Source organism: Oribacterium sp. C9 (assembly GCF_002007235.1).
GTDB lineage: Bacteria > Bacillota > Clostridia > Lachnospirales > Lachnospiraceae > Oribacterium.
In genome coordinates this window covers 75875-96831 of the sequence record NZ_MUHW01000004.1, presented here as the reverse complement: position 1 = coordinate 96831, position 20957 = coordinate 75875, and the positions used below count along the sequence as shown (strand labels likewise).

The 20957-nt window shown below is 39.1% G+C and carries 19 protein-coding genes and 1 pseudogene; all 20 read right to left on the bottom strand.

Annotation, left to right across the window (positions count from 1 at the left end; translation table 11 throughout):
• Window positions 1-116: 116 nt before the first annotated feature.
• Window positions 117-1580 (bottom strand): Sau3AI family type II restriction endonuclease, encoded by a 1464-nt coding sequence (locus BXO88_RS03995; protein ID WP_078036474.1) that lies wholly within the window; start codon window positions 1578-1580, stop codon window positions 117-119.
• Between the two features lies 1 nt (window position 1581).
• Window positions 1582-2034: a very short patch repair endonuclease gene (locus tag BXO88_RS03990; RefSeq protein ID WP_078036473.1), complete on the bottom strand. Its 453-nt coding sequence runs from the start codon at window positions 2032-2034 to the stop codon at window positions 1582-1584.
• Window positions 2035-2191: 157 nt separating this feature from the next.
• Window positions 2192-2929: a DUF6339 family protein gene (locus BXO88_RS03985; RefSeq protein WP_242945153.1), complete on the bottom strand. Its 738-nt coding sequence runs from the start codon at window positions 2927-2929 to the stop codon at window positions 2192-2194.
• A gap of 14 nt (window positions 2930-2943) precedes the next feature.
• Window positions 2944-3804 carry a hypothetical protein gene (locus BXO88_RS03980; protein WP_078036471.1) on the bottom strand — a complete coding sequence of 287 codons (861 nt, stop codon included), beginning with the start codon at window positions 3802-3804 and terminating at the stop codon, window positions 2944-2946.
• Window positions 3788-5740, bottom strand: a complete 1953-nt coding sequence (locus BXO88_RS03975) for a hypothetical protein (RefSeq protein ID WP_078036470.1) — start codon at window positions 5738-5740, stop codon at window positions 3788-3790. Before BXO88_RS03975 ends, BXO88_RS03980 begins: the two co-directional genes overlap by 17 nt.
• 9 nt (window positions 5741-5749) lie before the next feature.
• A complete protein-coding gene (locus tag BXO88_RS03970) occupies window positions 5750-5974 on the bottom strand; it encodes a hypothetical protein (protein WP_078036469.1) in 225 nt (74 codons plus the stop codon).
• Window positions 5975-6445: 471 nt separating this feature from the next.
• A complete protein-coding gene (locus BXO88_RS03965; RefSeq protein ID WP_078036468.1) occupies window positions 6446-7867 on the bottom strand; it encodes a relaxase/mobilization nuclease domain-containing protein in 1422 nt (473 codons plus the stop codon).
• A 60-nt stretch (window positions 7868-7927) separates the two neighbouring features.
• A complete protein-coding gene (locus BXO88_RS03960) occupies window positions 7928-8557 on the bottom strand; it encodes a hypothetical protein (RefSeq protein WP_078036467.1) in 630 nt (209 codons plus the stop codon).
• The gene (locus BXO88_RS03955; protein WP_078036466.1) at window positions 8554-9492 is read right to left on the bottom strand and encodes a hypothetical protein; all 939 of its coding nucleotides are present in this window, start codon (window positions 9490-9492) and stop codon (window positions 8554-8556) included. Before BXO88_RS03955 ends, BXO88_RS03960 begins: the two co-directional genes overlap by 4 nt.
• Window positions 9493-9699: 207 nt before the next feature.
• Window positions 9700-10029, bottom strand: a complete 330-nt coding sequence (locus BXO88_RS03950; protein ID WP_078036465.1) for a plasmid mobilization protein — start codon at window positions 10027-10029, stop codon at window positions 9700-9702.
• A gap of 1 nt (window position 10030) precedes the next feature.
• On the bottom strand, window positions 10031-10390 hold the full coding sequence (locus tag BXO88_RS03945) for a DUF4316 domain-containing protein (protein WP_078036464.1): 360 nt from the start codon (window positions 10388-10390) through the stop codon (window positions 10031-10033).
• A gap of 3 nt (window positions 10391-10393) precedes the next feature.
• Window positions 10394-12475 (bottom strand): DNA topoisomerase 3, encoded by a 2082-nt coding sequence (locus BXO88_RS03940; RefSeq protein ID WP_078036463.1) that lies wholly within the window; start codon window positions 12473-12475, stop codon window positions 10394-10396.
• A gap of 16 nt (window positions 12476-12491) precedes the next feature.
• On the bottom strand, window positions 12492-13730 hold the full coding sequence (locus tag BXO88_RS03935; protein WP_139355500.1) for an ArdC-like ssDNA-binding domain-containing protein: 1239 nt from the start codon (window positions 13728-13730) through the stop codon (window positions 12492-12494).
• A gap of 1 nt (window position 13731) precedes the next feature.
• A complete protein-coding gene (locus tag BXO88_RS16445) occupies window positions 13732-13890 on the bottom strand; it encodes a hypothetical protein (protein WP_168171608.1) in 159 nt (52 codons plus the stop codon).
• Window positions 13890-14750: a DUF4366 domain-containing protein gene (locus BXO88_RS03930; protein ID WP_078036461.1), complete on the bottom strand. Its 861-nt coding sequence runs from the start codon at window positions 14748-14750 to the stop codon at window positions 13890-13892. Before BXO88_RS03930 ends, BXO88_RS16445 begins: the two co-directional genes overlap by 1 nt.
• Window positions 14725-15123, bottom strand: coding sequence for a DUF4315 family protein (locus BXO88_RS03925; RefSeq protein WP_139355499.1), 399 nt, complete (start codon window positions 15121-15123; stop codon window positions 14725-14727). Before BXO88_RS03925 ends, BXO88_RS03930 begins: the two co-directional genes overlap by 26 nt.
• 161 nt (window positions 15124-15284) lie before the next feature.
• A complete protein-coding gene (locus BXO88_RS03920; protein WP_078036459.1) occupies window positions 15285-16931 on the bottom strand; it encodes a C40 family peptidase in 1647 nt (548 codons plus the stop codon).
• A 142-nt stretch (window positions 16932-17073) separates the two neighbouring features.
• Window positions 17074-19455: pseudogene (locus tag BXO88_RS03915) on the bottom strand (VirB4-like conjugal transfer ATPase, CD1110 family); the annotation flags it as partial.
• A gap of 65 nt (window positions 19456-19520) precedes the next feature.
• Window positions 19521-19916: a PrgI family protein gene (locus BXO88_RS03910; protein WP_078036458.1), complete on the bottom strand. Its 396-nt coding sequence runs from the start codon at window positions 19914-19916 to the stop codon at window positions 19521-19523.
• 81 nt (window positions 19917-19997) lie between these two features.
• Window positions 19998-20864: a VirB6/TrbL-like conjugal transfer protein, CD1112 family gene (locus BXO88_RS03905; protein ID WP_078036457.1), complete on the bottom strand. Its 867-nt coding sequence runs from the start codon at window positions 20862-20864 to the stop codon at window positions 19998-20000.
• Window positions 20865-20957: the final 93 nt, after the last annotated feature.

The window sequence follows — 20957 nt, the reverse complement described above, 5'->3', positions numbered from 1 at the left end:
AGCAAGACTTCCTTCTCCTTCGCTGAAGATTATAGCACTATATCCGTTATGGATCAAGTATTATTTTAACTATATCTGAACTGATGTTCACAGTATCATTAAGGCAATTCGTATGATCATCTCAAATCCGGCCGTAACTGTCTATTTATATATTCTTTATTTAACCAATATGAATGTCCCGGCATCCACTGACCATCGGGGAGCTGATTACAATTTGCCATAGTACCCTTCCCATGTTCGCTTCCATCATGGAATTTATAATGTGTCTGCGACTGATGTGGTCTGACATGGAATACAGGATTATCACTTATTTTAGGTAGGTCATTATGTATGACTTCATCACCATTGTCTCTAATTTCAAGAGTCAAAGTTACACCTTCCAGCAATTTCTTTTTCACTGATTCCCATCCCTGACGTACTATCTCTATATCTTCCTGGGACATATGCCATAACTGACTTCCCTTGTATACTGTTCCATGCTCGGTCTCATGATAAACAACTAACAGGAATTGGGTCGTTTCAAGATACTCATACAGCTCAGAATCTTCCCATTCAGATTCCGCAAGATCTTTGAATTTAAAATCATGTAATCTAAAATGTTCCGGATTTGTACCGTTTTTATTGAACCGTATCGTTCTTACTTCAATGTTCGCCTTGACGAACTCTTCTGCCTTGTTGCCTTTTATTCCTAACATCGCATACGCAAGGAGCGCACGATAACCTTTATTGGCCCTATTGACTTCGAACTTATCAGAAAGATAAATATCAGTTTTGCCGGCATATGCTCCCAATCGTTCTATGAGATAATCACCAAAAGTTTTTTCTTTGATCACTTTGGTATCAGTTATTATAGATTCATCACCCTTTTCCTTTGAAACGATATAATGGGTGAGCACATATGTCATATACGAATTCTTAAAGCAGAACGCTCTTTTTCTTGCTAGCACATGATCACCGTAATACTGCGGGACAGTGCTCTTAGACGCGGTCGCTCCTTTGGTACATGCTCCCAGATACATTGTATCCGACTCTGAAAGCTCATGTGCCAATCCAGCAGCAATCTTACTCATAATAAAATTAAAATCAGCCTTTATTATTTCCAGGTCCTTTTCCGGTGGAGTGAACAACTTTGTGTATCCGATTTCATATAAAAGATTGTTATTAAGAAGTTTATTCCTATAGTAGTAGATAAGTAAGATGCGTCTCATTTTTTCCCACGCATGGGACTTATAGAACTCCATCTCGACCGGCCCATCATAGCTTATCATTGTCAGCACCAAACGCTCACCGGCCCTTATCTCACCTTTCTTGGTATATTCATATGGTGTGGCTTTTAGTTCGACCCCAGCTTCTGAAAAATCAGCTTCTTGATTAGAATTTGCCTTATAGCCGAAATATACTTCTTCCAGAAGATTCCCTAGACCGCCCTTTCTTGCTTTGTTGCCATAAGCTTTTAATACTTCAGGGTCCGTTCCACGATTTTCACTTATGACCTCCAAAAAAGTCTTTCCGACCAACTGTCCTGCATATTCAGCAATACTATCACTATCTGATTTGTCATATTTTAAACAATCTTCCATTTTATATCTCCGAAATCTTCTGAAACATTATTGCATCCATAACAACCTCTACACATTCCTCGATATTTTTCAGAATGTCCTTTCCCCAAAAATGTATCACATAATATCCCATACCTTGTAACTGAACATCCACATTATGATCCCTTTCCATATTCTCTTCAATCTTTTCGACCCAATAGCTTGGATTGTTCCCTTTCAAGAGCCTAGGTTTCAGGACCTCCCAATCTTTACCATGAAAGAATTCACTATCACAAAAAACTGCAATATTATATTTGGTGATTACAATATCAGGTGTCCCCGGTAATTCTTTTACATTCTTTCTATATCTGATGCCCTTGCTCCAAATAGCTCTCCTCAAGGCCAATTCAATACTTGTGTCCTTACGTTTGATACGCTTCATGGTCTTTCGGGTCTTATCAGAAACACTATTAAATTTCCTATGTGAACTAATCATTTACAAGTAAAACCTCTAACAGGTAACTGTTTTCTCTTAATAAATCAATCCAAAAACAAAATTTAGCTATACCTATTTTGCACAGCTAACAAATAAGAATTTTTTAGTTTCAAATATAAATAATACAGGAATTGCAAAAAATTCAGTCACTAAATTTTCACTTTATTAACCCGTATAACTTATCCAATCTACTATTAGTCATATTTTTAACTTCTTCCCTTGTCATGGTATCAAGCAATATCACACCACCAACACAATTTAGATATTTATTGGCTTCCACGAAATGATATCTACCTATTTTCTCACCCTTATTTTTTCTTTCAGCAATACAATCCATAATTCCAAGTGCCAAGGAATTATTAGCCATGAAATTATTTGATGATAATAACATGACATTAGATGCGAAAGCACTTTCTGAAATCAAATCAACTGCCGCATAATGATTATTGCTATGCTTATCATAAAGTAAGTGACCAGTCCACCAAAGTCTTGACAAGCAATTGATAAAACAACTTCTCTTTGTCCCGCGTAGGAATATAAATGAATTCAACACATCTCTAGCGTCATTGGACATTAGTTCTTCTTTTCGTCTGAATTTTACATATTCCCAAAGCTGTGCAAATAGTATTCCTGCCCACAGTCTTTCATCTAAGGCATTGGCAGGGCTTAAGTCTTTCATAGCTTCATATACTATTTCCACATTTTTTCTATCTGAAACATTATAATCATTATCATAATTCAATTCAAAATCTTTACATTGTATTTTTGATTCATGAAGCCACCCGTTTTGATTAAAATATCTTATAAACCAATCATTTGATTCATCAGTGAAATGATTTTTATAAAAGGAAAAATTAATTTTTAAATCATCTATTGCCTTAGAATCTAGATACATCAAACGCAAATTAATCACATCCTTTCACTGCATTCGTCCAACTCTTTGAAACTCTTTGCAACCGGATCAGCAAAAATCGATTGTGCGACATTTAATAAAGAATCATTTTCAATAGAAATATCATCCAAACAAAATCCATTATTGTTTAGCATTGTCTCTATAACTTGAAACCAATGACGTCCCTTTGCGTCATCATCATTTCTGTTCATATGCATTCTTTGGAGCACAACTATAAGTGCAGGCATCAATATCAAACTAAATGAAGTGGCCTTGAACGTTGATTTTCCTAGCTGTCCATATAATTCATATACATCTTCAGAAAGACCAATTATAATGTGATCATCACCATCTGTATCAACACTATAACTACCTTTCTTTTTGTCTTTCATCTTCATTATTTGAACTACCGATGGAAGTGATTCCAGGTCTCTATCATCTTTCTTCACATTAAAATTCTTCGCAGTACCAATTGCAATAATTTGGTGCTCAGATAAAGCAAATTTTTGGCCAACATAATCTGGGTGAAAACTCTTGGATTCAAAATCATCAATAGGTTTTGTCAAAACTATGAATGTTCTGATTTCAATTAATTTAGCCAAATCATGAGAGCTTATTTTGAATTCTAGTTCTGTATCATTAGTGCTTATTTTTTCTCTATAGCATGTAGATGGACATTCTATATGAACAAGATACTCAGCATATCCGTCTTCTATTAGTTTTTCTATTTCATAATTTTTTAAATTGAATTTTATTTTTCCATATACTTCTGTAAACTGTGTGGTCAACTCATACTCTGCCGAAAAAGATGAATTAATATAATCATCACTATAATTATCTAGTATAGGATATGGAGATAATCTATTTTTTATTCGCATAATAATCCACCTCCATCATACAATATCCTTCAAAGTCCACACGAACTTCAACTTTTAATATTTTTCCTTTTTCAAGATTTGATAAAAATATTTTATTACCAGAAATCTTTTCAATCTTAGCTGTTCCTATAGATAATATATTTGCACTACTAATAGGAAGTTCAAAGTCACTTTGCTCTCCAGATATAGAGAACTCAAGTTTTCCTTTTGATGCAGTTGATGGAATCATCATTGAAAGATTATATTTTCCATAATTAGAATCAATGCAAATCAACCTTTTCTTTACATTGATTTCTTTATATCCTTGCTCTTTATCAGAATCATCAGTTCCTGTACCTGAATTTTGCCCTGGATTCAATCCTTCATTCGGACCTGGCTCTGAGCCTGGACCCGGCCCTGGATGTTGTGGAGCTGGCCTTGAATCAGGGCCTGGTTCTAAGCCTGGTCCACTACCACTGTTTCCTCCTTCTGGTTTTGAATCAAAATCAATAATATCAACTGCTTTTGATTTTGTTTTTGAAGGTTCCACAGTTTTTCCTATTAGTTCTTTAACTCTTGTGCTTAATTCATCTTTCTCAAGTTTCTTATCTTCGTCATCAGAAGGTTTATCGGGAAGAAACTCACTTGCACCAAATGCATCCATAGTATTTGTTCCAACCTTACCAAATTTTTCTTTGACCATATCTCTTAAATAACGCTTTAACCCATCAAGAATCCTTTTGTACTTTTTTTCCTCTCCTCGTACTCGCCCAGGCTCCCAGGCATCATGAGATGGCACTTCCATCTTCTTAAAAGCTTCATTCATGATATCACCTTCAATAATTAGAACACCTGTAAATTCTATACTTCCGCTTATACGATTTTGTTCAAGTATTCTCATACCTGCGCGGCGTGTTATCATTATTTTGCGATTGAATCCCTCTTCTTCTTTTAAATACAATGTACAATCGCCATCTTTAAATCCAAAGTCACTTCCATATACTTTAGAATCAAGAGGTATTTTATAAATCTTAGGATCACTTGATGTAACTAAATGATAATAGTCCAAAAGATCTTTTATTTCATCATCCTCATGCGGATTCAATTTTGCCATATATTTAGGTAAAGTTTCTGCACTTATGACTTCATCTTGTATTTTCACAATTAACTTATTATTGACAACTGAAACCATGAAATCTAGAAGTACTGCATTTACAAATTTTGATTCAAAATCTTCCATTTCATGCATTCCTATAACATAAATATCGGTCCCTGAATCAATTCTGGTATATGACTTGTCAAAGGAAGCTAGTTCTGGTATTGCAACAAAACTATCATTTTCGGAATAATATCCAACTCCTGTCGTCCAATCCCCATCATGTTTATCTTCAAAAGATACCAACTTTGCTACTCCAAAATTTGATTCGATACCGTTTATATCTTTTGAAGAATAGAATACTGTTCTTAAATCAGAGCATGCATAAGCTGCAGCTTTGCCAATTCCAAAACTACCACCAGAACCCTGTCCTTTATTTGATGATCCATTTTCTTTGACCAATCGGCTCCAATCTGTTCCTTTTTCGCATGTATCGGAGCCTTCAAGACCTCGTGTCTTATGATCGCTTATTCTAAGAATGCTAATTACATTGCGTGATAATAATTTCTCCGCATTTTGAAAGAATTTAAAAGCATCTGGTTCACTTGCATTACTGTTTTTACATTTAGTAATAGCAACCTGGAACGTTTCTACATCAGGAATATCACATCTTGGGACTTCAAACAATTTAAATTCAACCTCTACAGGCTCAAGACATCCATCTATGACCGCATCCAAAGAATTTTGGATTATTTCTCTAACAAGAGATCTATTCATATTAGCCGTAAATGTTTCTATACCTGCATCATTAATACCTACTATTGTTGAATTCTGATTAGATATAAATCTCCACTTTTTCATTATATGCTCCTACAATTCAAATTTCTTGTTTCTTGATTTGGCCTGAAACTTAGACTTTGATTCTTTTAACTCTGCTTCAATTGCCGAAAAAATTTTTTTAACATCCTCTTCCCTATATTCATAGTTTGATTTATTTGCACAATTACCTAGTAATCTTAATTGATCAATAATTTTATTTGTTCTATTCTCTGCAACTCTTTTAAAACGTTCTGATTTTTCCTCTTCTGTTGCCATTTCATGCTCCGATCAAATTATACTAATATTATCCAATTCCTATTCTATATAACAATATATTTCATATATTGTCAATATTTCGATATATATTGCTTATAATCTTAACGATATATTTCATATATTGCTTACTATAAATTTGAATTTCGCAAGCAGGGCACCGAGGACCCTCGGCGCGTTTTTGCTTGTTGGTGGTTATTCCCCCAATCCCCCTGAACCTCGTTTCACTCGGAGCCACGCATCATGAATTGATGCTAATACATTAAACTCAGATTGCTTCGTGCTACGCACTCTCACAATCTGACCGGCATTCGCAATCCTACCTATCGGTCTACTTGCTCATGTCGGTACACTCGTCAAATATCTTCACCGGATTTCATGTAAACATGAATCCGGCGAAGATACTTGACTCGTTGTTTAACGCAAAAAAGAGGGAGACTCCACTGTGTCATCACAATGAAATCTCCCTAATTCTTATCGAGTCTGTTCAGTTGTCTTTTGCTTTTCAGTCTGCTCTTTCTGCTCCTCAAATTTGAGGAACAAATCTACATTGTATTTTGCCAGCTGTATATCTTTCATATCCTGCTTCGCCTGTCGGTACTCGGCATAGGACTTTTTCTTTTCCTGAAGGACTTCGCTGTATTCCCGATTCAGTTCTTTGAGCTTAGGAAGTTTACCCTCTATCTTGGAGAAAGCTTCCTTAGCAGCTTTACAAAGAGTGATAGACTCCCTGTGCTCTTCAAAGAACTTTTTGCTATAACCGCTCTTTCGATATTCAGCATAAACATCCTTAGTCTTGGAATAATTAATGATGTGCTTTTTCAGCGCAGCTATCTCAACAAGCCTTGCCTCAAGAGCTTTCTGCTTCTCAGTAATTTCTCCAAATCTCTCGGAGGCTGCCTTGGCTTTTTCTGAGAGTTCATCATAATCTCTGAGACCATGTTCTTCCAGAAACAGAAGTGTCTGTGCCATCTGCTTGATGTTATGAACCTTGGCCCAGCGTTCATATCCAGGTCCTTTTCCCTTGGCAATCATAGCCTGAATATCAAGAAGCATATCCACCTTTGGCTCAGTTTTAACATAAACATTTTCGTCAGTACGCTGTAGCTTCGAATCAGGAATAAATGCACTTTCCCCGGAAAAGACTTTCTCCAGATCCTCTTCTCTGTAGCCGGCTCCAAGAGAGCGCATTCGCAAGAACTTCTTTTGATCTCTGCCCTTAAGAGAAACATATTTACCGAGCTTTATTTCGTAGCCCATCTCCTGAAGAAGCTTTATAAGCTCTTCCATATCTTTGGGTTTTTGCTCCATACAGATATCAATGGACTCACGGATTTCTTCACGATAACTTTTCCTCTTGGGATAAACCGTCCGCTTACTTCTCTCACTTGGTTTTCTGGGGATTATAATAGAAAGACCATGCTCCAGGCACACCATGTCGCTGACTCTGCGAAGAGCTATACCTGACAAAATGAAATCTCTGAACTTACCGTCACATCTGAGATTCGTTGAATTATATATAATGTGATTATGGATATGAGCCTTATCGATATGAGTCGCAACTATAAAAGCATGCCTGCCTTTAGTCCAACGCATTGCCGTTTCATAGCCTATCCTGTTGGCTTCCTCTGGCGTAATCTCTCCGGGTTTGAAAGCTTGTCTGATCTGATAGGCAATAACATCATTATTATTTTCCCTGCCGGTATTATGCTGATATTCTCTTTTAGCAAGAGCAAACTGTTCCTCAACAAGCTTAGGATCACACTCATAGCTGTTGACCAGAATGCCACCCTCTGTCTTCTCAGGATTCTGAGCATAATCCGTTCTGTCCTTCAGGCACCGCTGAATGGATTTTCCTTTATTCATATGCATGGCAATCAATCTAGTTGCAGCCATTGTTCCCTTTCCTTTCTTTTCGCAACATAGAAAAAGCACTCTGGATTACCAGAGTGCCTTTCAATCGTTATCACTATTATCTTTTAATTCTTTTATTCTAGCATATGCATGCAAGTTAAACAGCTGAAATACATTGAAAATAAAACTCTTCATTTCCCATATACTTTCTATATTACAATGCAATACCGCTAGCAAAAGAATCCCTGAAATAACTTCATTTATTAACTCATTTTCAAAAGCACACCAATCATTTGGTACAATAATTGCAAAAACGACAATAAGAAGATCAATAACAGTACACGTCATCTGAAACACCATTACTTCAGCAAAATACTTATTTGTACCGCTTAAATTACCTTTTTCATCATCTACGCTCAATAATGTAATCAGCAATTTGTCGTTAATTAACGCCTGAAAAAATGCATAGCCTGTAAACACAATAGCTATTAACGCAACAAGTATAGAAATAAAAACCTCAAATACATCTTTTGTCAACACCACAGTTTCTTTCTGAGTTACCATTTTCCAAGCAAAGAATATCTCAATTACAAGAAAGATAATCTTCCTGAAAAAATTTCTAGATTCCGGTTTCAAAATTTTTAGAGAATCCTTCAACACTTGGGATGAATTCAGTTTCTTTCTTAAATTTTCTGCATTTTCTGCAGCTTTCTCAATATTTATATGAATCACCTCTTTCCATTAGTGAATGGTATAATCTTTCCCTTATTTCGTTCATAAATATCATCATGCTTATCATTAGTAAACTTCAATGTTTCTATTTCTGAAGTTTTATCCACTAACTGTTTTGTCTCTTCGCTGAAATCTTTTAACTCATCAACATCAATTTCATACTTTTCAGCAAGTTCATTGTCTTTTAAAGTAACCTTGCTTTTCCCCTTGGTAATGACTTTTATTACTGGATCAATTGTTCCCGCTGCTTTAGCAAGAATACTTTTTATTCCAACTATTGATTTAGGACTATTATATGTTATAGCTCCCGTCTTAGAACCCAATTCCTTCCTCATATCATTCGATAATAATCCAAATGCTTCAGAATAATCCATATCTCCATTTAATGGATAAAACCTCAATGTAAGGCTATTGACCTTCTCTACATTATCCAATAGCTCATCCATGCTTCTAGCACTAGGAATTCCCACTACATTTGCTATAGCATAATTTAACTTTTTATCTTCTTCTAATTCACTGTTTTTTTGTCTTATATACGCATCTAGAACATGTTTTATGAGACTTCTAAAACAAGCTATCGATGGACTACCCTTTTGATTTGGCATATAAATCATTCTGTGATTGCGAAGATTAATTACAAACGTTGAATATGGAGCCGCAGAATACTTTTCATCTTTTTCAACTAATTCACCTTTTTCATTTAAATCGGATTTTATTTCTAATACCGTTTTTTTAACAATCTTACCTGTCAACACAAAGCTATTGCCATTTTGTGTTATTTCAATATTTTTAAATGAAAATTCATTGTCACCTAATTTCTTTGTTATGCCTGATGTAAAAGCAGGGAATACAATTGTATCAAAACATTCCAACATCGGTAGTTCATTTTCCCCAAACACTACATTAAAGTTTGCTACTTGCGCACTTTTTTTCATAATTATTATCCTCCGATACATCCTGATTTTCCCATTATATCACTTATAAAACTCAAGATAATACCTTGAAATCATATTTGATAACGAATATGAACTATGCGCAAATACATAAACAGATTATAGAACGAACTTCTTTTAACTGCTATCAGAATTATATCGCAGCTAAAGTAACATAATCTGATAGCAGCTTAATACTCAACGCACTCTTCAAATTGTGGATAGCCTCTGTAATATTTCTTTCATAAGAATCCAGAGTTCTTCCTGCTGTCTCTGAACATCTTTGATATCTTCCAGGTATATGCTGCCGGTCTCATTTGCTCTTTTCGCGTATTGGTTTATGTTATTGGCATTGATGCGAAGGAGGCGTGACACCTCCTTCACATCGCTAAGATCCAGCTTTATAACATAACCGTCAATCGCCATTTTTCTGATATAGGCAGACATGTTTCTGATACCGGCTTCTTCCATACGCTTTCTGATTTTTTCCTTATCTCCGGGTTTTATCCATACCCGGATTCTGTCCGTATACTCACGCATGTCAGAACCTCTCCATGGCATTACAGATGCAGCAAGGAGTTACAGGCTTTGGCTTTTCTACATCATAGGCAACTTCCTGAAGTTTCTTAAGAACAGATTTTTTCTCCTGTTCCTCTTCTATAACATCAGCATTTGTCTTCTGAGCAGGTGTCTTATCTTCAGGAAGATTGTTGATGACACCATCCAAATTGTTGTCATTCTGCTCTACCATGTCCTCAATGCCGCGCATGAAGTTCCAGCTGACAGATGGACCGGCACCGGGATCTTCTGTTGGGCTTTCCGACAAAACTTCTTCCTCGACTTCTACTGCACCGCCGACTTCATTCCATTTCCTGATTTTATTTTTTCTCTTTTTCTCCATAGGCTATTTCCCTCCCTTCGTGAAATCCAAAGTAAACTGTGGCTGACCATTATCAGTTGTAGACAGGACTACTGTAGTGTCATAGGTCTTGCCTGTTTTTATCGACCTGCATTTTTTCAACTTTGCCTTTCCATCTGTAAGAAGCTGCACTGCGATCTGCTTCGTAAGCTTTTTGGAGAGAGAATCGAAGAACCGGTTATCCTTCCAAAGGGCAAATTTGCAGTCTTTATTCTCACAGAAAAAGCCTTTGGACTTCTCCACCACATTGCTTCCACAATGAGGGCATTCACCCAAAGGCTCATACACAGGATGCATAAGTACCTCTGCATCAGGGACTATCCTGTAAGTTTCAATCAGGCTTCTTATCATCTGTGAGATTTCTATCATAAAGGCATCTGCATCATAGTTGCCCTTTTCAATTTCCAGAAGTTTTTGCTCCCAGTCGGCTGTCATGGAAGCTGACTGGATAGATTCAGGAATAACTGTGATCAATGTTTCGCCCTTATGCGTAGGAACAAGATACTTTGTTTTCTTATCCCCACGCCTTTCAAGAAATCCGATTCGGACAAGTTTTTCGATAACGCCTGCTCTTGTTGCCGGAGTTCCAAGACCTTTCCTCTCAGCTTCATCAGGTATTTCGTCACAGCCTGCCTTTTCCATGGCAGATAATAAAGTATCCTCTGTATAGGATTTTGGAGCTGTGGTCTTCCCTGCTTTCACAGAGGTTTTACCAATAGCAACTGTATCTCCCGTCTTAAAATCCAGAGTAATAATCGTGCCATCCTCATCCGAATCCTTATCTTTGTTATTAGCCACGTTTCTCCATCCGGGATCAGCAATATATTTCCCTTTAAGTGTATAAGTCTTCCCAAGGCAACTGACTTCCGCAACTGTTTCTTTATATTTGCAGGGAGCTGAGACACTCTCGGCAAGTCTTGCAGCTGCAAGCTGCAAAACCTTCTTTTCCCCTTCAGGAAGTGCTTCAACATCTGCCGACCTAAGAGTTTCAGTTGGGATGATTGCATGGTGGTCTGTTACTTTCTTGCTATTAAGGATCTTCTTATAATTCTGTTCTACTGTCGCCTTAATGGATAGTTTCTCATCTATGATTCCAAGAATAGCCTTTGCCGTTTCTTCCATATCATCTGTGAGGTATCTGCTGTCAGTTCTTGGATATGTGAGCAGTTTTTTCTCATAAAGGCTCTGAGCATAATCAAGAGTCTGCTGAGCTGTGAAGCCATATCTTTTATTAGCTTCTCTCTGCAAAGAAGTCAGGTCAAAAAGAGCAGGAGCGTTTTCCATCTTTTCATTCAAATCTGCTTTTGTTACTACTGCCTTACCCTCAGTCCGACATTTCTCTGCAATATCCTCGGCCTCAGCTCTATCCGGGATACGATTTCCTGTGAAGATAAGATCATTCCCTTCAAGCTGTACCTGATAAAAGTCTTCCGGCTTAAATGCCCTGATCTGTGCCTCACGCTCTACAGTAAGCGCAAGTGTCGGTGTCATAACACGTCCAACGTTTAATGTCTGACCATATGAGCAGGTGAAAAATCTTGTGGCATTAATGCCAACAATCCAGTCGGCACGCTCTCTGCATAATGCAGCTTCATAGAGTCTGTCATAATCTTTACCATCAGCCAGGTTATCAAAACCGTTTCTTATCGCCTCATCTTCCATGGATGATATCCATAGTCTCTTAATTGGCTTTTTGCAGCCTGCCTTATCATAGACAAGTCTGAATATGAGTTCTCCTTCACGTCCTGCATCACAGGCATTTGTTACCACTGTGACATCATCTCTGTTCATCAGATCCTTCAATATCTGGAACTGCTTTTTGGTAGAAACAGCAACCTGATACTTGAATATATCGGGGATTATCGGAAGATCTTCCTTTTTCCATATTTCATATTTACCGTTATAATCCTCAGGCTCAGCAAGCTCTATAAGGTGCCCGATACACCAGCTGACCAGATATCCATTCCCCTCTAGATAACCATCCTGTCTGCCTGTGCATCCAAGTACCTTTCCGATTGATTGAGCAACCGAGGGCTTTTCAGCCACCACAAGATTTAGATTTGTCATCGCTTTCTCCTCTCCTTTACATAGTAGCCTGAAGGTCTTTCTTCGACTCAGTTTTTGCTTTCTTCGTTTTTTCTGCTTTCTCTTTTCCTGCAAAAAGCTTGTCCTTTACAGAAATCTTCTTCATAGCCTTTTTATCTTTGGATTCCCCTCCGGTTTCTTTGAACTCTGCTTTTGTTTCAGCGGTAAGGGTTATCTTTCTATCATTCCTAAAATCACTGAAATCTACCGGAGGTGTGATTTTTATATAGCCAGATGGCAGGTCAACCTCTGGATCAGCGAAAGGGAGCTCATCTCCATGAACAGCCATAAACTCATCTATTTCTTTTACCGATTGAAGACCACGAACTTTATCATCAATCTTTGTTATCAGGTCCGAAGCAGTCTGACGTATCGTATTAAGTGATGCCTTAAGCTCCGGTACTTCTTTCCCCTCTGACCAGCTTGCTACATAAGAAAATGAATAATCAGAGGTATCTATACCAAAGTGCTGACAAATAACATATGCTACAGACTCGGCTTCCGTTTCCTTCTGGTTTCGGGTCTTCTTCTCAGAAGATGCATCCATGGCTTCCTTTGAGTGAAGAGCCTGATGCGCAGCCTCATGAAGTATTGTCTTCACAGTCTGAACTTCGCTCATGCCTTCCTGGACAGCTATTCTGTCATCTTCTAAGTCGTAATAACCTTTTGCCCCGGATTCTATGTTTTCAAATGTTATTGGAACAGGGACTACTTCTTTGATTGCTTCAAGCAGTTCCTTGAAACCTTCCACACTGCCCAGCAGTTCTGATACTCCATAAGATGGAATCGGATCTCCGTCTGTCTGGCTCACATCAAAGGTACTTACCGGTTTAAAGGCATTTACAGTCACTTCAACCTTCTCTTTTACAGGCTCGCCGTCCTTATCAAGGATTGTTTTACCGTTTGCATCCAGCTTGTCCTGCTCACGTTCCATCTTGTAAGGCGCAGGAGCAAGAATACGGATTCCTTTCTCACCCTTAATGACATGCCGGTTCATATCTTTCCAGCCTGTAAAGGACTGGCACATGGTCGCATCCGGTTTTTGCATCATGATAAGGATCTGATTGTTGACTGAATATCTCGGCAGCTTTGCACAGAAATCCAGGTAATCCTTGTATTTATCCGATGAAAATATATCTTTTACACCTTTTTCGAGCTTTCCGGTGATCTCATCCATTTCCTTTTTTCTGGCTTCAGCAGCTGCTTTCGGGTCAAAATTGCTTTTGTCATATGCCATATTACTTTCCATCCTTTCCGACCTTCCCCGTCTTTTTACTCAACTTTTTTGTCCTCTCTTTCATCTCTGAGAGTTTCTCTCTAATAGAAAGAGCAGGCCCTGAAGCCTGCTCCTTTGTAAGATTCTTTGCATATTCTGTTATCCTTGATTTCCGTGCCATTACTCTTCCTCACTTTCATTTGTTACATCTTTTTCAGCTCTTTCGTAATTATCATTTCCTGTGTCTTCATAATTTCCTTCAGCATCATCTTCGTCTTCTTCGAAATCAAAATCCGGATCTTCATCCATATCATCAGGCAGGCTTGCCTGATACTCTGACTCGTCTTCGTTATAGTCAGCATCAGGATCTACACTATTCATCTGTACTTTTCTTTTCCTGACTTTCGAAAAGTACACATATCCTGCCGTACAGCCAATGGCAGAAAGCAGGATCAATGCCATGATCAGTGTTACATTATTCTTTTTTTCAGGTTTAACCGGAACCGGATCTTCTACTACAGGTTCCGGATCTGTTTCCGGTTCTGTTACTGTTTCAGCATTTTTTTCCTCTCTGTTTTCCAGATATTGTTTAGCTTCTTCCTCATCCATAAGTTTAAGGAGATCTGCTTCATCGACCAGGTTGAGGAAATGTACGGTCTCTTCCCCTTCATCATCTCGATCAATGATGATATAGAAGTAATTTCCTGTCTTAGATACAACAGTGATGAACTGTTTTCCGCCTGCTTCAAGGGTTCCGTAATCATCAACCAGATTCATATTTCCATCAGGTGTAAGAGGGCCCATCTTTACTGTTTCAGGCACCTCTGGTTCTGTCTCTGGTTCCTTTCCCTCACACATGGAGATATCGGTTTTACAAAGCGGGCAGTCAGTATCTCTATAATCTTCCGTACATTTACTCACACATGTACAGTCAGGTATGTTTGCAAATGCTGTAACCGGTGTTATCCCCATTAAAAAAGCTGCAGCAAATGCCACAGCTCCAAGTAACTTGAGTTTAATATTGTGTCTTATTCTCTTCATCTTCTAGGTCCTCCATATTCATAGTTTCATACTCAGTTTCATCGCCATCTGGTTCGATTTCTTTTGTTTCTGAGTCAGTTTCATACTCAATTGTTTCTGTGTCTTTTCCATATGGTGATGCCGATGTTTCCTTAGTGGAATCCATATAGGTGTTTATCGCACCTGTATTCACTGTCTGTCCGTTTGAAACAAGTTTTAGGAATTCGGCAAGCTGCTCAGGTGTCAGGTTAAGTGCACCAACATCAGCAAGAATCTGACTGTTCTCAGCTTCCTGTAGCTTCTGTTCGACAAGCTTGAGTTTTGCCTTATCATCTTCAAGTTTTCTTCTCCAGCGCCTTACATCAGCCCGGAGTTTATCTAATTTTTCATACATAACTATTTCCTTTCCGGATGCGTCAGCATCTTTACTCCCTTTCGAAAGAGGCTGATACACCTCTCATCTATTATCGCTGTATCTTAGCCGAAATATCTGACATACTGATGCCAATCTGATCGGTTATCTCATTCTTAATCTCTTAAGTACACAACTTCTCTTTATCTGATTCTTCCGTAACAGTAAAAATGTGCTCTCCAATAATCAGTGTTGTAACTTGTATACTGGACAGGCTTTCCACAGTGGATCATTATCTTATTCACCGGATCGACCACAATCCCGACATGACTTGCGCCGGAGGTATTGTAGGTCCCCTGGAAGAACACAAGATCACCGGGCTTGACATTATCCTCTCGTACCCTTGATGTAGCATTCTTCCATTCATTTGCCGTGAGTCTTCCGTAACTCCAGCCATTACCACAATGATTTATCACCCAACTTACAAATCCGGAACAATCAAAACTTGTTTCCGGTGTACTGCCTCCCCAAACGTATGGATACCCAAGATATTTCTTCGCTTCATTTATCATTTTTGCAAACTGTGTATCTGTGAGATATTCACCGGGAGGAGCGTAGGTACTGTATTCTTCAGGAACTGTACCTGCGGTATACGGTGTTACGCCAAATATATCCGGCTTATTGCCCTTTAGATCCAGGATGATCTGATAGCGTCTTAACTGGTCTTCTGTGAGTCCCATGGCATCAACTGCTTTCCGTATGCCATCATTTTTGAGCTTTACATTCAATATGTAGTACTCGTAATCCTCCTCATATTCATCACCGTCATCATCCGTATAGGTCCTTGTCCTGATCTCAACTACCTCATCTACGGTCAATGTATATTGCTGGTCAAATATGGTCTGAAGCTTTTCGTTAGCTTCGGATTCGGTATAATCCTCGTAAAGCACAGTCAGGAGCGCAGCAAGTTCAAAAGGATCATGGGATATCTCGCTAAGACTGTAGTTGTATTCATCAAAGCCGGGATACTCTGATTCAATGTTATCGATTTTTGACCGTAAGCCGGATTCAAGTGATACATAACCGGATTCAACATGTGCGATATCAGCATCACTGGATGTGAAACTGGTGCCAACAACCACATCATCACCGCAGCCTGCCATTAGAGAGCAGGAACTGAGGGTCCCGGTGAGAACAAGCACTACTATGAGTATGAGAAATGCTGTAATGACTACTTCCGGATTCTCTTCTAAGAATTCTCTTACAGCTTCGGCTATCTTTCCCGCAATGTCTTCTGCTTTATCAACGAACCGCTTAGAGACATTTCCGAAAGCATTGGCATTCTCAGCTGCCTGGGCTTTAATGGCTTGTCGCTGGATTTCCTTTTTCATGAGGTTTTTCTGTGCTTCCTTTAATGTATCGGTTACATCTTTTTTGCCTGTCCTGCCATGTAATTTACCCGAATAACCATCCTTCGATTTATCATCAAACGCCTTAAGTCTTGCGACATAACATGAGTCTTCAAAAAGCTCTGTAGCAGCATTAATAGCATCAACTCCTGCATTGTCATCTTCATTGGAACTGCTAACCTGGCTGTGAACTGTTCGGCTTACAGCTACGTCCTTATAGATCTTTTTCCTGCCCTGTTTCTGAAGTTTTTTCCTTTTCTTAAGTTCCTCTTTTGTTTCTGATATGTCTTTCTTTCCTGTACGGAATTTCTTTCTCATAGCCTCTGCACTTGAAGCTTCATTTTTAAGCTTCCCGGCATGAGACTTATTAATCGAATTGTTATCCGGCTCTGCTCTTGTTTTGACGCTTCCCGGATCTTTTGGGAATCTTACCTCATTCATTTAGTTTTCCTCATTTCACTAGTACTGTTTTTGAAGCATTAGTCTTCTGACATACAGATGAAGATCCAACCTGCTCTGAAATCTCATGTTTTTCGAAGTTCTTTTTAGGCAATGATGTAGATCTGATGAGATCCTTTTCTTCTTTTTTATCCTGAGTAATCTCGGATAACTTGGTTGTCATTATCCTGTAGAGCTCGATATCTTTTGGGAATCTGTCTACGAAAGGAAGGATGACATTGCCATAAAAAATAAGCCCTTCACCGGCTCCTGAATGTGTCACATAGGAAAGCTGATGCGGGCTTATATTTAACTGCTTTGCAAGAATCTGTCTGTCACCTACTGCCTGATTAAGCATGTACACGAAATCAGAGTTCTCAAAGACATTTTCCACTTCCTTAGAGGAAAGAAGATCTTTGACGTTCTGGGTTAAACCTGTCGGGATACCGCCCCACTTTCTGAATCGCTTCCAGATTTCTACGGTATATGCCGCAGTCTGTTCTTCCTTTAGGAGCAAGTGCATCTCATCAAGATAGTATCTTGTGGATCTTCCTTCAGCTCTGTTTGCGGAAACCCTGCCCCAGACCTGATCCTGAACTATGAGCATCCCAATCTTTTTAAGCTGTTTACCAAGTTCCTTTATTTCGTAACAGACGATCCTGTTTGTGATATCAACATTGGTCCTGTGGTTAAAGATGTTAAGGGATCCCTTTACATAGATCTCAAGAGCCGTTGCAACATGTCTTGCTTCCGGTTCATCCTGCTGCAAAAGTTCATTGTAAAGGTCCTCAAGGACCGGCATGTTCTCAGGTGTCGGACTCTGATAATAATCCCTGTAGACCTTTCTGATGCATCTGTCGATAACCGTCTTCTCTACTGGTAGAAGTCCTTCCTTACCGCCCACGATAAGCTCACAAAGTGATAAGAGAAACTCTGCCTTAAGGGATACCGGATCATCGTCATCGGAATAGTTATTGTTGATGTCCATAGGATTTATGTACTGTGTTGAAGTTGTGCTGATCTTGATTACCTGCCCTCCGAAACGTTCCACAAGTGGTGCATACTCTGACTCTGGGTCAGAGATGATAACATCATCATCCGTAACGAGGAAAGCATTGGCGATTTCTCTTTTTGCGGCGAATGACTTACCGGACCCGGGAGTTCCAAGGATAAGCCCGTTAGGGTTTTTAAGAAGTTTTCTGTCAACCATGATTAGGTTGTTTGATAATGCGTTTAAGCCGTAATAAAGGCTTTCTCTGCCTGACTGGAACAGTTCCTGGGTTGTGAAGGGAACAAAGATTGCCGTGGAACTTGTAGTCATCCCCCTTTGGATCTCGATAAGGTTCTGTGCAAGGGGGAGACTACTCATAAGTCCCTGCTCTTGCTGAAAATCAAGTCTTACGAGATTACAGTTATGCTTCTGTGCGATGGACTTCGCCTGAAAGACATTGTTCTCAAGTTCCTGATCTGTTCGACCGGTGTTCATGATGATGAATGTTAATAGAAACATTCTTTCATTCTGGCTCTGTAATTCCTTTAAAAGATTCTTTGCATCTTTGCCGAAAGTAGCTAAGTCTGATGGAATAATGTCCATGTCATACCCGGCACGGACTGCCTTTTTCTGCTCCTCTATCTTACTTCTGTCAAGTTCTGTAATGGTATGCTTTACTGTTTTGATAGCCTCATTCTGATCAACGGACTGGATGTGCATGGTAACTATCTGACTTGATTCCATGTTGAGGAAATCTGCAAGCATCCTGTCGCTTATGTCGGAAGCATCGATGGATAAGAAGCTCATTGCGCCATAAATATTACCCATCTGGAATTTCTTGCCGTTAGGGAAACTGAAGCTGCTTGGTGCGATAAAATCCTTAACTGTAAGACCAGACCCTGTGAGATACTTCCAGTCGAAGTTGAACCTTTCTTTATCTCCCATATGGAACTGCTGATGCATGAGATACAGCCGCTCTTTTCCGCTCAGGACCTTTGCCTGTACACCTAAGCGTTTAAAGTTATTGAGTATGTCCGTCTCTATATGGATGATCCTAGGTTTTGCCGCTTTCATGGATTCTGCATATATGCCGAAGGTCAGATACTTTGTCTTGGTAAGACCATTGTTGCCTGCTTCCATCTGATGAAAAAGCATCGTACTGTATTCATCCCTTACGCTGTCAAATCCGTCCTTTGCGTGTGGAATAGCAATGCTGCTCCGGAAGTCTTCGATATCTGTTGCCATGTTCATGAAGGAAAGCTCAAAGTGCACAGAGCTGTCGAAGAAGTTAAGGAATGCACACCACTCCTCAAATATCTCTGTTTTATCCTCCTGCTGGGCCAGCTGATAGTTGATATCCTGGAACTGGATCGTCTTTGTGTAGTAGTCTGTCCCAATCCTACAGATACCGTCCTGGAACATTCTGTCAAAGGGAATCGACTGCTGGGCTGTTCTTGGAATGCCATCATCCTTCTGGGCTTTCTTAATGATATCCCTGATTTCATTTTGTTCTGACCTTGTGAGATTCGAAGGCATTCTAATATCTCTTTTCTCCTGTTTCTTAAATAGTGATATCAAGATTACTTGTCCTCCTTGGTTTATTATTTAGTTCTTCGCTTTATTCTGGAATGACTGATTATTTCATCGATTTCAGTTTGTGCTTTTCTGTATCTTTCATAAGCAGAATAGTTATTGTCTGTCTTGTAGGGCCGATGCTTTGGCCTTATAAATGTCGCCTCTATAAGATGTCCGAGCATGACCTCAAGGTGTTGTCCGTTCTTTTCATACATGGCCAGAAAGAAAAACGGCATCATGATTACCATCATTCCCATGGTTGCTGTACTTACAGATGAGATCTGCTTTATAAGAAAAAATGACGGAACCCCGAAGAGTGACGCCACACTAAAGCATATCAACTGTCTTTTTGTAAGATTGAACACCACCTTGCTTTTTACCTTCGTAAGATCACGAGGTACCGAGATGTACGATGCTGCCATATTTGTTTTAACCTATGTTCCTTTCTTTGTATTCTTTGTATTCGTGGTATTCTATTTTGTCTTTCTGAGACATTAGCAATATCAGTGCGCATGTAGTATTGATTTTGCTACAGCTCCGGTCTTGAACAGTGTAAATGCCAGTAGTACCGTGTAGCCCATGACTCCCCACAGGGAGCCTACAATATCTGTTGTGAATGTTACTGTTTCAATCAGAACTGCATATATTCCTACGCAAACCATGATTAAGAATCCCTGGAACCCCAGTGCAAACAGTGATCTAAGATAATTCTGTCCTATCATGCTCTGTTCTCTGTTTCCAAAGGTTGCAAAGGGGATAGGTGCAAGGCTGACCATCAGGTAGATTTCGATCATTCTTGCATATACGATGACAAAGATAAGTGCAGAAAGTACGTATATCAGAAACTGCACGATAAAGGATTGCAGAAAGATCGATAAAAGCTCCGGAACTCCCAGAGTTTCAAGTGTTGATTCCATGGATGCCAGGGTACTTGCATCAATCGCTGTATTTCCTGAGATGATTCCTCCGGCACTTGATACTACGTGCTGTGCAACATCAAACACAGCCATTGTGATGTTCATCGTATTTGTGATGAGAGTCACCGCAACGAAGGTTTTAAATATCCATTTCCAGAAGATCCAGGTTTCAAAGTTTGCCAGGTTATTATGGCTGATGACCAGCTGGATCAGTTCATAACAGGCTATAAATGTAAGAAGTATTCCGGCAATAGGCATGATGACATTCTCTGAAAGATTCTTTATCATGTCGAATATCTCCGGACAGAAGTTTGCCGGTGTTGAACCCACTTCTGAAGCAATTTCTCCTACCTGATCATTCAAGGCATTGAATGTATTATTCAGGTTACACATTATGCCTGAAACAAGCAGACCCTTGAACCACTCTTCAATTGATTGTATAACGCTGTCCACTTGTTACCTCCATTTTTGATAAAACTCAGGAGATGAAGCATGTTTCTATGCTGAAATCCTATGTTGGGCTACATCCCCTGAGATACTGTATCT